This window comes from Chryseobacterium culicis, from assembly GCF_002979755.1.
GTDB lineage: Bacteria > Bacteroidota > Bacteroidia > Flavobacteriales > Weeksellaceae > Chryseobacterium > Chryseobacterium culicis_A.
Window position 1 is genome coordinate 744277 of sequence record NZ_PCPP01000001.1, and the last position, 14353, is coordinate 758629.

Annotated in this window: 11 protein-coding genes; 10 read left to right on the forward strand and 1 reads right to left on the reverse strand. The window is 38.1% G+C overall.

From position 1 onward, the window contains the following. Nucleotides 1-4 precede the first annotated feature (4 nt). Genes CQ022_RS03525 through CQ022_RS03550 form a run of 6 tightly spaced genes read left to right on the forward strand, consistent with a single transcriptional unit; the run spans nucleotide 5 to nucleotide 8501 of the window. Nucleotides 5-1816, forward strand: coding sequence for an IucA/IucC family protein (locus CQ022_RS03525; RefSeq protein ID WP_105682336.1), 1812 nt, complete (start codon nucleotides 5-7; stop codon nucleotides 1814-1816). Further along, nucleotides 1813-3216, forward strand: a complete 1404-nt coding sequence (locus CQ022_RS03530) for an MATE family efflux transporter (RefSeq protein ID WP_105682335.1) — start codon at nucleotides 1813-1815, stop codon at nucleotides 3214-3216. Before CQ022_RS03525 ends, CQ022_RS03530 begins: the two co-directional genes overlap by 4 nt. A 1-nt stretch (nucleotide 3217) precedes the next feature. Next, nucleotides 3218-3463, forward strand: a complete 246-nt coding sequence (locus tag CQ022_RS03535; protein WP_047374822.1) for an acyl carrier protein — start codon at nucleotides 3218-3220, stop codon at nucleotides 3461-3463. Nucleotides 3464-3467: 4 nt separating this feature from the next. After that, nucleotides 3468-4856 carry an AMP-binding protein gene (locus tag CQ022_RS03540; RefSeq protein WP_105682334.1) on the forward strand — a complete coding sequence of 463 codons (1389 nt, stop codon included), beginning with the start codon at nucleotides 3468-3470 and terminating at the stop codon, nucleotides 4854-4856. After that, entirely contained in the window at nucleotides 4843-7311 is a 2469-nt protein-coding gene (locus CQ022_RS03545) for a TonB-dependent receptor (RefSeq protein WP_185126806.1), read from the forward strand. The genes CQ022_RS03540 and CQ022_RS03545 overlap by 14 nt, the downstream gene beginning before the upstream one ends. Before the next feature lie 2 nt (nucleotides 7312-7313). Then, complete coding sequence (locus CQ022_RS03550) at nucleotides 7314-8501, forward strand: PepSY-associated TM helix domain-containing protein (protein ID WP_105682333.1); 1188 nt, start codon at nucleotides 7314-7316, stop codon at nucleotides 8499-8501. A gap of 512 nt (nucleotides 8502-9013) precedes the next feature. On the opposite strand, the gene CQ022_RS03555 is transcribed toward CQ022_RS03550, so the two are convergent. Then, nucleotides 9014-10504, reverse strand: coding sequence for a PLP-dependent aminotransferase family protein (locus CQ022_RS03555; protein WP_105682332.1), 1491 nt, complete (start codon nucleotides 10502-10504; stop codon nucleotides 9014-9016). A gap of 66 nt (nucleotides 10505-10570) precedes the next feature. Here CQ022_RS03555 and CQ022_RS03560 point away from each other — a divergent pair, with 66 nt between their 5' ends. From CQ022_RS03560 to bioB, 4 genes are read left to right on the forward strand one after another with little or no spacing between them, the layout of a single operon-like run. Further along, nucleotides 10571-11194 carry a hypothetical protein gene (locus CQ022_RS03560; protein WP_105682331.1) on the forward strand — a complete coding sequence of 208 codons (624 nt, stop codon included), beginning with the start codon at nucleotides 10571-10573 and terminating at the stop codon, nucleotides 11192-11194. Beyond that, a complete protein-coding gene (locus tag CQ022_RS03565) occupies nucleotides 11187-12296 on the forward strand; it encodes an aminotransferase class I/II-fold pyridoxal phosphate-dependent enzyme (RefSeq protein WP_105682330.1) in 1110 nt (369 codons plus the stop codon). Before CQ022_RS03560 ends, CQ022_RS03565 begins: the two co-directional genes overlap by 8 nt. 53 nt (nucleotides 12297-12349) lie before the next feature. Next, complete coding sequence (bioD, locus tag CQ022_RS03570; RefSeq protein ID WP_105682329.1) at nucleotides 12350-12961, forward strand: dethiobiotin synthase; 612 nt, start codon at nucleotides 12350-12352, stop codon at nucleotides 12959-12961. A gap of 2 nt (nucleotides 12962-12963) precedes the next feature. Further along, nucleotides 12964-13947 carry a biotin synthase BioB gene (bioB, locus tag CQ022_RS03575; protein ID WP_105682328.1) on the forward strand — a complete coding sequence of 328 codons (984 nt, stop codon included), beginning with the start codon at nucleotides 12964-12966 and terminating at the stop codon, nucleotides 13945-13947. Nucleotides 13948-14353: the final 406 nt, after the last annotated feature.

Here is a 14353-nt window from a genome sequence, read left to right on the forward strand (position 1 = left end):
AAAAATGAACACCAACTTAAAAAATACAGTAAGCCAGGAAAACTGGAATCAGGCTAACAGAAACTTAATGGCCAAAACCATCGCAGAACTGATGCACGAAGAGCTTCTAAAACCTGTGGTAACTTTTGAAGATAAAGACGGATATACAGTTTTTAAACTTGAAACCGGAGTTGAAAATATTACCTACAGCTTCCGCGGGCAGGAGAGAATGATGGATTATTGGCATATTGATAAAGACAGCATTACTAAGACCGAAAATGGTGAAGATTTATCTGCTATAGATGTAGCGGCTTTCTTCCTGGAAATGCAGACTGTATTTGATCTGGATCCTTATACCATTGCAAGATATACAGAAGAATTACTGCATACGTTATATTGTGATGCTTTGATTTTATCTAAAGGAGTAATGTCTTCAAAAGATCTTGCTGATGCTGATTATCAAACGGTAGAGCACAATATGACCGGACATCCGTGGGTGATTGTGAACAAAAGCCGATTAGGTTTTTCTCCCCGTGATCTGAAAACATTTGCTCCTGAAGCAGATGAGAATTTAAAAGTAATCTGGCTGGCTTCCCATAAAAGCAGATCATCATTCCAGGCTTTGGAATACATCAACAGAGAAGATTTTTATCGTTCAGAAATAGGAGATCTTTTGTATAATGATTTTCAGCAGCAGCTGATGAGCGAAGGAAAAATTGTTGAAGATTATCATTTTATCCCTGTACATCCATGGCAATGGGAACACAAACTTCAGATTCATTTTGCAGGAGATCTTGCTTCAGGGCTTTTAATCCCAATGGGTAAGGGTAGTGATACTTACAGTCCACAGCAGAGTATCCGTACTTTATTCAATGTAGATCATCCGAAGAAAAGATATTTGAAAACAGCTGTTTCTATTCTGAGCACAGGAAATATCAGAGGATTATCACCTAAACAGATGAAAATTGCTCCAGCCATTACAGATTGGGTAAAAGGATTAATCAAAGATGATGCTTATCTGGAAAGCAAAGGAACTATTTTCTTAGGAGAAGAGGCAGCCATTGCCTATCTGCATCCACAATATGGAGCTATTGCCAGTGTACCTTATCAATATAATGAATTCCTTGGAGCATTATGGAGAGAAAGTGCTGAAAATTATCTGAAAGAAGATGAGCAAATGGTAACCATGGCTTCTTTACTTTATGTAGATGAAAGCGGAGTTCCACTAGTTCAGGCATTTGCAGAAAAAGCAGGAATGAGTATCAAAGAATGGATTGAAAGCTATCTTGATGCTTATCTGACTCCTTTATTACATATTTATTACACGCATTCATTATGTGTAACGCCACACGGAGAAAACATTATGGTTGTTCTGAAAAACGGTGTTCCACAGAGAATTGTAATTAAAGATTTTGTGGATGATATCGTTTTAACAACTGAAGCCAGAGAAAAACTTCCTGCACATCTTGCAGACGGTTTGATCCAGTCTTCCAACAAAGAGAATATTCCGTTGTTTATTCTATTAGGCGTTTTTGATGCATTCTTCAGATATCTTTCAAATGCTCTGCATACCTATTCCAACTTTAATGAAGAAATATTCTGGGAATTGGTTCACAACTGTGTAGAAAATTATAAAGCTGAGAATACCCATCTTCAGGAAAGATACGAAAAGTATGACCTGTATGTACCTGCATTCAAAAGATTTTATATCAACAGTCTGCGTCTGAAAAACAATGGTTACAGCGAAAATAAGGCATTTGCCATTCCAAGAAAAGATGGAGCATTACCTAATCCGTTGTATCAGATTGCCAATAAAAATTCAGTAGCAGCAGTATGAGGAAATTCCTGCATATACTAAAAGAAGGAGCGGTTTTTACGTATGGAGCTATAGCCGGGAAAAAAGTTGAACTGACTTCCGGAAGTATCAACCGTTCCATCTTTAGCCTTGCCATTCCCATGGTAATGGAACTTGTCATGGAATCTGTTTTTGTAAGTGTCAATCTATTGATTATTGCAAAATTAGGAGACAAAGTTCTGGGTCTTGTGGGAATTACAGATAACTACATCAACTTTGCTTATGCCATCGCAGTAGGGTTAGGTATTGCGGCAGCGACTCTCACAGCCAGAAGAGCAGGTGAAAAAGATCAGGAAGGAATGGGCAGAACAGCTCAGTATATCATCCTTCTTGCTTTACTTTTTGCAGTGCTTATTGGCGGTGTTTCCAGCTATTTTGCAACGGAAATTGTGGATTTTCTGGGAGTTAATGCCAATGCAGTAACGGAAGGCGTTTCTTTTTCAAGGCTGGTATTTCTGAGTATCGGACTTGTTATTCTGCGACTTTCAATAAATGGATTATTCAGGGGAGCGGGTGATGCAGATATTGCGATGAAATCACTTTGGATCTGTCATATTTCCAATATCATATTGGCGGTAATCCTTGTTTTCGGACTGGGATCTATTCCTGCTTTTGGATTAATGGGATTGGCTTATGCTACCGTTTTATCAAGATTGTTAGGAGTCTTATACCAGGCTTTTATATTTCTGTCCGGTAAAACCAGTATCAGCATCAGAGTTCCTTTTCATCTTGATCTGCCATTACTGCAGAAGATTCTGAAAATAGCCTTCGGAGGATTGGTTCAGTATATCATTCCTACATCCAGCTGGCTGATTATGGTGAAAATCATATCTACTTTCGGAACCACAGCTCTTGCAGGATATATCATTGCTCAGCGTATTGCTTCCGTAGCAACGATGCCAGCCTGGGGAATAGGAAATGCCGCAGGCGTTCTTACCGGACAGAATCTGGGTGCCGGAGAGCCGGAACGTGCAGAAAAAACAGTATGGAGAGCCGGAACAATCAACATGACCTATCTGGTAATTGTAGCCTTGTTCTGGCAGATTGCCGCTGAATATGTGGTGAAATTCTTCACTACAGAACCTGAAGTTGCAAGATATGCAGTGCAGTATATTCATGTGGTATCTATGGCTTATCTGCTATTGGGATTCACAATGGTAATCAGCCGTGCTTTGAATGCAGCCGGAAACATTCTGCAGGTTACACTGCTGTACCTCGTGATGTTTTATGTCATTCAGCTTCCTATGGCTTATTTGTTAGGAGTAAGACTTCATTGGGAACTGAGAGGAATATTTACCGCTATCGTTTCTTCGGAAATTGTATTGGCAGTACTATTCCTAATGATTTTTAGAAATGGAAAATGGAAAACTATAAAAATTTAAAATGAACACAACAGAAGAATTTTATGAAATTATCGCCTCTGCCATCGCTATAAAGAAAGAATTGGTAGATGAAAAACTAACCTATCAGGAAATCCCGGAATGGGATTCCATGTCTCATCTTCTTATCGTAGAAGCGCTTGAACAGTTTTATCAGATCAAATTTGATTTTAACGATATTCTGGAGATGGGAACCGTCGGAAAGATTCGTGAAAAAATGAAAAAATACGAAGTATTCGTAGAAAACTAAGCATATGAAAATTTTAGAAAATGTAATTGCCAATAAGAACTTGGAGTTTACAGATGCTTCCACCGGTAAAACAATACCGGTGGGAACACTGTACCGGTCTTTAGGCTTAAACCCTGTAGAAAAAGGACTCCTCTTTTTGTACAATGACAATCAGCTGTCCAGCGTTGAGGTACTTCTCAATTTTTACGGAACAGCGCACACTATTGCCATACTGGGACAGAAACTGCATGAGGAATTCAAAGAGCGTATCGAGGCTGAATACCGCCCTAAATACATCTTTGATCCACAAAGAGAGGAAATTGCCGGATACAGTCTGAAAGAATTCTCAGACAACATCAGAATTTTTGCAAAGGATGATTATAAGAGTGAAATTACCATTCATCCTGACATCAAGATCCTTTTGAGTACTTCCGGGACTACAGGTGTTCCGAAGTTGGTTAAACTATCCGATGAAAGCCTTTATCAGAATGCTTTGAGCATCCTTCAGTATATGCCCGTTAAGGAATCCGATGTGGTTCCTTTAAACGTTCCTATCAACTTCGTATACGGATTCTCTATTTTCACCACGAACTGTATGCGTGCAGGAAGAATTGTATGTACAGATAAAGACATTATGCAGAAAGCATTCTGGGACGAAATGGAGGAGTACGGCTACAGTACTTTAGGAGGAGTTCCTTTTCTTTATGAGAACCTGAACAGAATAGGATTTTTCAGAAAAGATTCTCCAAGTCTGAGGTATTTTACCCATACCGGAGGCGTGATTAATGCTGAATTGAGAAAAACAATTTTCACGTATTGTCATGAATTTAAAAAAGATTTTTTTGCTCAATACGGTCAGACGGAAGCTGGAGGAAGAATGGCTTACCTTACGACGGAAGGACTCCTTGAAGAAGAAACCTCTATTGGAACTGTTGTAGAGAGAGGAAACTTCAAGATTGATCCTGACACAGATGAACTTCTTTTTTCACATGTCAGTATTTTTGGAGGTTATGCCAATAAACTGGAGGATCTTGCCACTTATGAGCAACCTTCCGTACTGCATACCGGAGATACAGCAAGAAAAGGGGAGAACGGAATTTATTATATCACAGGTAGAATAAAACGTATCATGAAACTTTTCGGAATACGCCTTAATCTGGATGAGGTAGAATTCATTCTTAAAAATGAAATGCAGGGCAATACTTTCGTATGTCTGAACGCCAATGATAAAAAAATCGTGGTATTGTATGACAATCCGGATATTGATCCTCAGATCATCACCGAAACCATCAAAAATAAACTGCGTATCAACCCACAATATGTACGCACCGAACTTATAGAATCATTCCCATTATCACAAAACGGTAAAATAAACTATCCCCTGTTACAAAACTTACAGCATGAAAACATCTAAAACCCTTATATTACTTCTTGGTCTTGCTTTATCTTCAAACTCGCTTTCTGCACAGCAGGGCGACAGAGTTCATGGCAAGATCATGCTGTCTGAAAAGTCGCCGGTAAAAAATGCAATTTTAAGACTTGTCAACACGTCTTATCAGGCAAAAACAAATAATTTAGGAGAATATTACTTTGAAAATGTACCACCTGGAGAATATACGCTTCAGGTGGTTTTAAATGACATTGAACTGATGAGAGAGCAAATCTACATTCAGAAAGATGTCCACGAAATTCCTGCTATCTACGCCCCTTTACACAATAATGTGATTGAGGGAATTACAGTATACGCAGTGAGTAGAAATAAATTTTTGGATAAAGACAGTACTTCAGTGGGCAAAATGCCTTTGAAAGCTCTTGAAAATCCACAGGCTTATACAAGCGTCAACCAGCAAATCATGAAAGAACAGCTTACTTACGATATTTCGGAAGTATTGAAAAATGTTCCGGGAATGGTAAAAATGCAGGGAAGTCCGGGAAGAGGTTCTGGAGACGGAAGTTTCTACTACAGCCTTAGAGGTTTTCCAACCAAAGTATCTATGGTAGATGGTGTTCCGGCAACTACCAACGGTGAGATAGATCCTGCTGACATTGAACGTCTGGAAGTGATCAAAGGACCTTCCGGAACATTGTACGGAGGTGCTGTAACTTCTTTTGGAGGTTTGATTAATGCGGTCACCAAAAAACCGAAAGATTATTTCGGAGGAGAAGCTTCTTATCTTATGGGAAGCTATAATCTGAACCGTGTAACCGCTGATGTTTATGGTCCCATTACAGAATCCAGAAATATGTTATTCCGTTTGAATGCCGCTTATCAGTATCAGAACGGATTTAGAGATTCTGAATTCAGAAAGTCATTCTTTGTAGCGCCTACGATAAGTTATCAGGTTAATGAAAGATTGAAATTTAACTTAGGAGCTCAGATTTATAATTATGAAGGAACAAACACTCCAATTATCTTTCTGTCCAGAACAAGACCCTATGTTGCTCATACACCAGATGAACTTGGATTCGACTGGAAAAGATCTTACTCCAACAATGATATGACCTTAAAAGCTCCATCTATCAATGTAAAAGCTGAGGCTGTCTACAAAATTGCAGATAAATGGACTTCACAAACTTTGCTTTCAAGAAACTTCAGAAAAACGGAAGGATTATATCAATATCAGTTTATCAGAGGGACAACCAGTGATGTTCTGCTGGAACGTAACGTACAGTGGCAGAACTCCGAAGCTTCTTCTACAAGTGTTCAGCAGAACTTTAACGGAGAATTTAACATCGGTAAGATTAAAAATAAAGTGTTGATTGGGTTAGATTATCTTAATCAGACCATCAACAATAACCATTCCCCGATTGTGGTATATGATTATATCGATGGTACAAATCCTTCAGGGCCAGTGGTAGCACCAGTGACAGGAATATATGGTAACATATCCAAAGATCTGGCGCTGCAAAAAATTCAGGCTTTTACCCAGGCTGCAATCCTGGCGGGTAAATCTCCATTGGTAAGAAATACCACAGCATCCAATCTTTATGGAGCTTATATCTCAAATGTAACCCATATTACCGACCGCTTGACTACCTTGATCAGCTTGCGTATGGACCATTATGAAAGTAAAGGACAACTTAATTTGAATGACAACAAACGCGCTGGAGAATTCAAACAAACAGCATGGTCTCCAAAAGTAGGCGTTGTATACCAAATCCTTAAAGATCAACTATCTGCTTATGGTAACTATATGAATGGTTTCAGCTATACAGCACCTGTTACCCAGCAATTGGCTGACTATAGCGGAGATATGAAACCACAGATGGCCAATCAGTGGGAAGTAGGGATCAAAGGAAACCTTTGGAGAAACAAGGTTAACTTTACCGTTTCATATTATGACATTCTTGTTGACAATATCCAGAGAGGAACCGGAGTGATCCGTGACGGAAAAGAATACAATATTGTGGTTCAGGATGGACAACAGAGAAGTAAAGGAATTGAAATAGAAACCATTATGAATCCTGTTCAGGGATTAAATATTATGGCCGGATATGCCTACAACCACAGCAGATATGAAAAAGCAGATCCTGCTGTAGATGGCCGTCGTCCGGAATCTGCAGGTCCAGCGAATGTATTCAATTCATGGATCAGTTATATTCTTCCTATCAGAGGACTTCAGGGACTTGGAGTAGGCTTTGGGGTAAACCGTGTAGGAAAACAGCTTACCGGAAACAAAGTAGTTACCGGGCAGTTTGCATTCCCAGCCTATACTTTAGTGAATGCTTCCATTTCCCTTGAAAAAGAAAGATACAGATTAGGATTTAAAATGAATAATCTGGGCAATGTGCAATATTTTGCAGGGCAGGGAGTTGTAGTAGCTCAGATGCCTCGTAACTTTGTTGCTGAGGTTAGCTTTAAATTTTAAGAATGAAGTTAAAGTTTAGAAAAATTGCATATCAGTTACATCTATGGCTCGGACTAACGTCCGGGCTTATAGTTGTTATCATGGCCGCTACAGGTTGTATCCTGGCTTTCGAAGAAGAATTAAAACATATTGTCCATCCCAACAGATATTTCGTTGAAAATATCGGAAGAAAAAAACTTTCATTATCAGAACTTACGGAAAAAGCAGAAAAAGCACTTCCTGAAGGTTTGAAAGTCAAAAGAGTGGTAATGCCTTCCGATCCCTCACGAACCTATGTTTTCCGCACACTGAAAATGGATGAGGAAGCATGGACATATTGGGGAACTTATCTTTATTATTACCGGATTTATGTAGATCCTTACACCGGAAAAGTACAGGAACTAGAAGATGCTAAAAAGGATTTCTTTGAAATTGTGCTGGATCTTCACAGAAGACTTCTGCTGGGTGAAAAAATTGGAAAAACAATTACCGGTTATTCCACATTGATATTTGCTGTAATCCTTTTATCGGGGCTTGTGATATGGTATCCCCGAAAAATGAGTAAAGCCATGCTGAAAGGAATGTTTTTCATTAAAACATCTGCTAATTGGAAAAGGATTAACTATGACGCTCATAATGTGCTGGGATTCTATGCCATTATTCCTTTACTCTTAATCTCTTATTCCGCATTGATATGGAGCTTCGAAGATGTAGATAAATGGGTAAAGAACACACTGAACGGAAATACTCCTACAGAAAAAAAAGCAAAAAGCACCATTCCTTCCGAAGAATTTTCAAACCGGAATAACATCCTCAATTTGATTGGAAACACGATGGAAAAAGGGTTGAAAGGTAAGAAATCAGCACTTATCAATTTTCCAAGATCAGAAGAGGGAACATATTATGCTGAACTGACCTATGACGGAAGGCAATATAGAAATGAACATTTTAATTTGGATCAATATTCAGGAGATGTTTTAAAATCTCAATCTTATAAAAACAAAAATATCGGATATGGAACCGCATTAAGAGAAAGAAATTATGATCTTCACACCGGAAGTATTTTGGGATTAACGAGCAGAATTATTTATTTTCTGGCCGCTGTTATCGCACTATCGCTTCCCATTACCGGTTTTATCATCTATTTGAATAAGAAAAAGAAGAAACCAAAACATAAGAAAAATAAAGTAGTTTTTCCTTCTCAACATTAGTAAAAGCCTCTGCAAAGGGGCTTTTAATCTTTTAAAACCACAAAAGTCACAAAAGATTTTACTTTAAAAATTTTAACTGTTTAAATAAGCTTAAAATGATACTGCAAAAAAGTTCACATAAGATGAAAATCAAAGATTTTATAAAACTTATGTGTACTTATTAAGCGTAAATCAGACTCTTAAAACTTAAATGTTCAAGGCTTTTGTGTCTTTTGTGGTTAAAATCAATCAATCTAAAAGTTAGATAACTTCTTATTTTTAAATATCCAGTATCAATTTTATCTGCGATAAAATCCTCGCGCCTTAAAAACAAGTTATTTTTGATTTCAATTGCGCCTTTGCGTTCAAAACTAAAATATTCTTTTGATAAAGTATTTTTTTTGAAAATCGCAAAGGCGCAAAGTTTTTTAATCTTATAACTTTTTAAGGCGCAAGAAAATCAAAGATTTTCAGCAAGTGATACCTCATAATTTTCCTGCAGATCCATAAAACGGTACAATTATCTATTTTAATCAACCAATCAATCCCTTCACATTTTTTGAAAAAACCTCAATTCCTTTGTTCATCTCTTCAAAATTAAGATCCCCAAACCCCAGTCGCATGGCGGTAAGCCCTTTATTCTGATATAAAAGCGTTTTGGGAATGAAAAGGTTGTCCTTAGCACAGTTCCGGCTTAGCTGCATCAGGTTCAAAGGGATATTCCATTCCAGCCAAATGGCAAGACCTCCGGAAGGTTTTTGGAAGGAGATCAAATCACCCAGATTTTCTTCCAGCAACAAAGTAAAATGATCACGCCTTTCCTGATATACTTTTAAAGACTTCTTCAGATAACGGTTGATTTCTCCCTCTGCAATCATTTCTCCAAGTGCTCTTTCCATCAGAATATCTCCCTGACGGTCAATAATTCCAAGATATTTACGCATTTCGGTCATCAGATTTTCCGGTGCAACAATAAATCCTGTCCTGAATCCCGGAGCCAAAGATTTCCCGAATGAACCAATGTAAATTACCATTCCGTTGGTATCGGCGCTGGCTAAGGGAAGAATAGGGCTTTTATCATAATGAAATTCGTAATCATAATCGTCTTCCAGAATAATAAATCCATACTCATTAGCGAGTTCCAGCAGCTCAAATCTTCTCTGAGCACTCAGCGCAACGGTAGTAGGATAGTGGTGATGAGGCGTCAAGTAAAGCATTCGTATTTTCTGTTTTTTACAGGCTTCCCGTACACTTTCAACAATGATTCCCTCTTCATCAATAGGAATCGAGACAATATCAACACCCGCTTTCATAAAGATCATATTGACGGAAAAATAGCTCAATGCACCTACCAATACGGTATCACCTGCAGAAAGAAGGATTTCGGAAACAATATAGATACTCATTTCCGTACTGCGGGTGATAAGAAGGTTATTCTTAGAAATAGGAAGCCCACGGGAAAGATTCAGATATTGAGATAAATGTTCTTTAAAAAATTCACTTCCGTCATGATTATAATGTCCCAAAGCTTTCTGATTGGATTTACGCTTCAAAATAGAGCTGTAAAACCGGGAATGCTGTCCGATTTGTGTCAATCGGATATCCGGCACACCATCATTAAAAACATACTCACAGTCTGAATGTTCAAAAGGATTGTCAAGAATATTAGATGTTTTGAAGGAAAAACCAGTGTTTACAGGATAGTTTTGAAGGTTATTTTGCTCAAAATCGTTCACCTTTACAGGTTTCTCCTGATCTTTTCCAATCACAAAGGTACCTTTATTCGGAAAACTCTCTGTCCAACCCTGAGCCGACAATTCATCATACACAACCACTGCTGTATTCCTGTGAATTTCCAGCATTTCACTGAAAGTTCTTGTTCCGGGGAGCTTTGTTCCAAAAGGAAGGAATCCTCTCTGAATTGCATTGATCAGCTGATTGGCAATCTGCAAATAGATAGAAGTCTCTGATTTTCTATCAATCTTAATAAAACTTTCATAAGGAATCTTAACCGGACTATCCATAATATCAAAACTGGCACCATGTAACCATCCGGCAATATACTACTTTTGACATCAAAATAAAAATCTATGGAATTTCATCATCTGTTAAAAAAAATTGTACAGGAAGGAAGTATCCACGCCAAATGGCTGAATACACTTTCTTTTATGGAGAATGCCGGTGCAAGAAAAATATCAAAATGTGAACATCCTACATTGGTTTCTCAGATCCAGCTGAAGCATGCTGCCGAAGAGCACCGCCATGCCTATTATCTAAAAAAACAGATCGGGAAAATAGATCCTGAATTATGCAAAACCTACGAAAGTACGGAACTTCTGGCTCCCATAGCAACAAGCCAATATCTTCATTCATTGGATATCAAAGCCTGCAGATATCTTCAGGAAGCATTCAATCTGAATAAAACAGACCTGAAATATGCGGCATATCTTTTTGTAACCTATGCCATTGAAGTGCGTGCGGATGAGCTTTATCCGGTTTATCAGGAGGTACTTACTGAGGCTTCTTCCAGAATTATGGTAAAATCTATCATCCTTGAAGAAGAAGGACATCTGGAAGAAATGATCAATCAACTTAATGAATTTTCACCCGACTGGAAGGAACACGCAGAGCATGTCTTAACTATAGAAAAAGAACTGCACGAAGAGTGGATTAATGCTATTACACAGGAAGTGGCACAGTTAAATTATGCTTAGCCATATCTCCCGTTTTCAGGAATCCCTTGATAAAAGAAGAGAGGAAGGAACTCTAAGGCGTTTACGGCTTCCATCTGGTGGAATTGATTTCTACTCCAATGATTATCTGGGGTTGGCAAAAAGCAAAGACTTTCAACATTCTTTGTTGCAGAAGATTATGGCTCATCCTCAACTGCTTTCAGGAAGTACAGGATCAAGGCTAATTAGTGGAAACAGTGACATTGCGGTTTCGGTAGAAAATGATATTGCTCAGACACATCAGTTTGAGTCGGCATTACTTTTTCCGTCCGGATATAATGCAAATCTGGCCTTGTTTTCTACACTTCCCAGCCGTCATGATACAGTTATTGTGGACGAACAGATTCATCGGTCGGTGCATGATGCCTGCAGATTATCAAATGCAAAAAAACTGAAATTCAAGCACAATGATATTGAAGATCTTGAAAATGTTTTAAAAAGGCAAAATGGACACTGTTATATCGCTATCGAAAGTTTGTACTCGATGGAAGGGGATTTTGCTCCTCTTCAGGAAATTTCAGCGATTGCAGATCAGTATAAAGCTTCTTTGATTGTTGACGAAGCCCATGCTTTTGGAGTATTTGGATATGGATTGGTTGAAAAATATCAATTACAGAACCAGGTTTCAGCCGCAGTTGTAACCTATGGAAAAGCTCTTGGAGCGCATGGAGCAGCAATCCTCTGCAATGAAACAGTGAAATCCTACCTGATCAATTTTGCAAGCCCATTCATTTACACTACTTCAGCACAGGATTTCCAGTGGATGAGTATAAAAACTGGGTATGAATTTTTAGATCAGCATCAGGATCTCGCAAAAAAACTTCAGGACAACATCAGAGTTTTCCGAAGCCGAAATTTAGACTCTCCATCAGCGGAAACAAGTCCCATTCAAGCCATTGTAATTCCGGACAATCAACAACTGAAACAAGTACAGAACACCTTATCTGAGGAAGGATTTTTAACCTACGCAATCTACAGTCCCACCGTAAAAGAAGGAAGTGAACGACTGCGGATTTGCCTTCACAGCTTTAATACAGAAGAGGAAATTATAAAACTGACAGGAATTATTAGAGAATTTATTTAAAACAAAAAATAAGCTTTCAAACCTCGCAACACGAATCCCGAATCTCGAAACACATGAAATTATTTATAACAGGAATAGGAACCGAAATCGGAAAAACAGTATGCTCAGCGGTTTTGGTTCAACATTTTAAAACAGAATACTGGAAACCCATACAGTCTGGTGATCTGCAGTATACAGACAGTCATAAAATTGAAGCATGGACAGATCATGCAATATGCCACCCGGAAACCTATCGTTTACAGCTGGCTGCATCACCACATCAGTCCGCAAGAGAAGAAAACATCACCATAAACCTGAATGATTTTCAACTCCCCAAAACAGAAAAACCATTAATTATAGAAGGAGCAGGAGGGCTTATGGTTCCCATATCTGACTCTACATTTATGATCGATTTGATTGAAGAATTAGATCTTCCGGCGGCATTGGTAGTCAGAAATTATCTGGGATGTATCAATCACAGTCTACTTTCAATTATGGCTTTACAACAACGAGGAATTCAGTTGGAATATTTAATTCTTAACGGAGACTTTCCCGAAGATACTGAAAGAGTAATCTGCAGTTTCATCGAAAAAGAAACAAAAATGATAAAGATTCCGGAAATCAAAAATACCGATAAGGAATCTATACAACATGCTGCACAGCAATTAACAATAACAAAATTATGATAATGGATAGAAAAACAACATTGAGAAACGACTGGACTAAAGAAGAGATTGAGGAGATTTATCACCTTCCTCTGATGGAACTGATCTATAAAGCAGCAACCGTGCACCGTGAATGGCATGATCCTTCTGAAGTACAGATCTCTACTTTATTATCCATCAAAACTGGTGGATGTCCTGAGGATTGTTCATATTGCGGACAGGCAGCCCGTTATCACACGAATATCAAAGTACAGGCTTTATTGCCTACGGAAACAGTAATTGCCCATGCTCAGAAAGCAAAAGATTCAGGATCTTCAAGATTTTGTATGGCAGCAGCGTGGCGTGAAGTTCGTAATAACCGCGATTTTGATAGGGTTATTGACATGGTAAAAGGAGTGAATGAACTTGGATTAGAAGTTTGCTGCACTTTAGGAATGCTTACCGAAGAACAGGCTATCAGACTTCAGGAAGCAGGATTATATGCCTACAATCATAATCTTGACACCTCTGAGCAATATTATGAAGAGATCATTTCTACCAGAACATTTGATAACAGGATCAATACCATCAACAATGTAAGAAATGCAGGAATCACCGTTTGTTCCGGAGGAATTATCGGACTGGGTGAAACGCACAGAGACAGAATTTCAATGCTTCTGACGTTGGCAACAATGCCAAAACACCCGGAATCTGTTCCTATCAATGCTTTAGCAAGAGTAGCAGGAACTCCATTAGAAGATAATGAAAAAGTAGATACCTGGGAAATGGTAAGAATGATCGCAACCGCAAGAATTGTAATGCCTTCTTCTATGGTGAGATTAAGCGCCGGCCGTATAGAAATGTCAGAAACAGAACAGGCGTGGTGTTTTATGGCAGGAGCTAATTCCATTTTTACAGGAGAAAGAGAAACGCTATTGGTAACCCCTAATCCGGGAGTTTCTGAAGATATGCAGATGCTTCAGACATTAGGACTGAAACCTATGATGAAAAAAGAAACATGTTGCTAGAAAATTATGAATTATAAATGATAAAATAATGAGTGATGAGCTGGATTATGAGTATTATAGGGTTTATTATAAAATTGGTTTTTGAATTTTTATAAACTGCTCTACAAGTTGGAAAACGCAAAAGCGCAAAAAACTTTTGTAGTAAGTAAATATTTAAGGCGCAAGGATTTTATCTCCGATAAAATTTAATATTGCAAATTTTCATTCTCTTGCAGATTATGCAAATAATATTAGAAAAAATTTACGGGAAAATTACAACATATTCCTTGCTGAAAATCTTCGATTTTCTTGCGTCTTAAAATAATAGCAATCGATGATAAATTTTGCGCCTTTGCGATTAATCCAACATTTCAGCCTATTCAACTAAATTATTGTTAAATCCAATTTCATCACTCATCATTATTTC

Coding starts and splice junctions, on each gene's coding strand:
- bioB (WP_105682328.1), top strand. CDS start 12,964: ATGGATAGAAAAACAACATTGAGAAACGACTGGACTAAAGAAGAGATT.
- bioD (WP_105682329.1), top strand. CDS start 12,350: ATGAAATTATTTATAACAGGAATAGGAACCGAAATCGGAAAAACAGTA.
- CQ022_RS03555 (WP_105682332.1), bottom strand. CDS start 10,504: ATGGATAGTCCGGTTAAGATTCCTTATGAAAGTTTTATTAAGATTGAT.
- CQ022_RS03565 (WP_105682330.1), top strand. CDS start 11,187: ATGCTTAGCCATATCTCCCGTTTTCAGGAATCCCTTGATAAAAGAAGA.
- CQ022_RS03550 (WP_105682333.1), top strand. CDS start 7,314: ATGAAGTTAAAGTTTAGAAAAATTGCATATCAGTTACATCTATGGCTC.
- CQ022_RS03525 (WP_105682336.1), top strand. CDS start 5: ATGAACACCAACTTAAAAAATACAGTAAGCCAGGAAAACTGGAATCAG.
- CQ022_RS03560 (WP_105682331.1), top strand. CDS start 10,571: ATGGAATTTCATCATCTGTTAAAAAAAATTGTACAGGAAGGAAGTATC.
- CQ022_RS03545 (WP_185126806.1), top strand. CDS start 4,843: ATGAAAACATCTAAAACCCTTATATTACTTCTTGGTCTTGCTTTATCT.
- CQ022_RS03530 (WP_105682335.1), top strand. CDS start 1,813: ATGAGGAAATTCCTGCATATACTAAAAGAAGGAGCGGTTTTTACGTAT.
- CQ022_RS03540 (WP_105682334.1), top strand. CDS start 3,468: ATGAAAATTTTAGAAAATGTAATTGCCAATAAGAACTTGGAGTTTACA.
- CQ022_RS03535 (WP_047374822.1), top strand. CDS start 3,218: ATGAACACAACAGAAGAATTTTATGAAATTATCGCCTCTGCCATCGCT.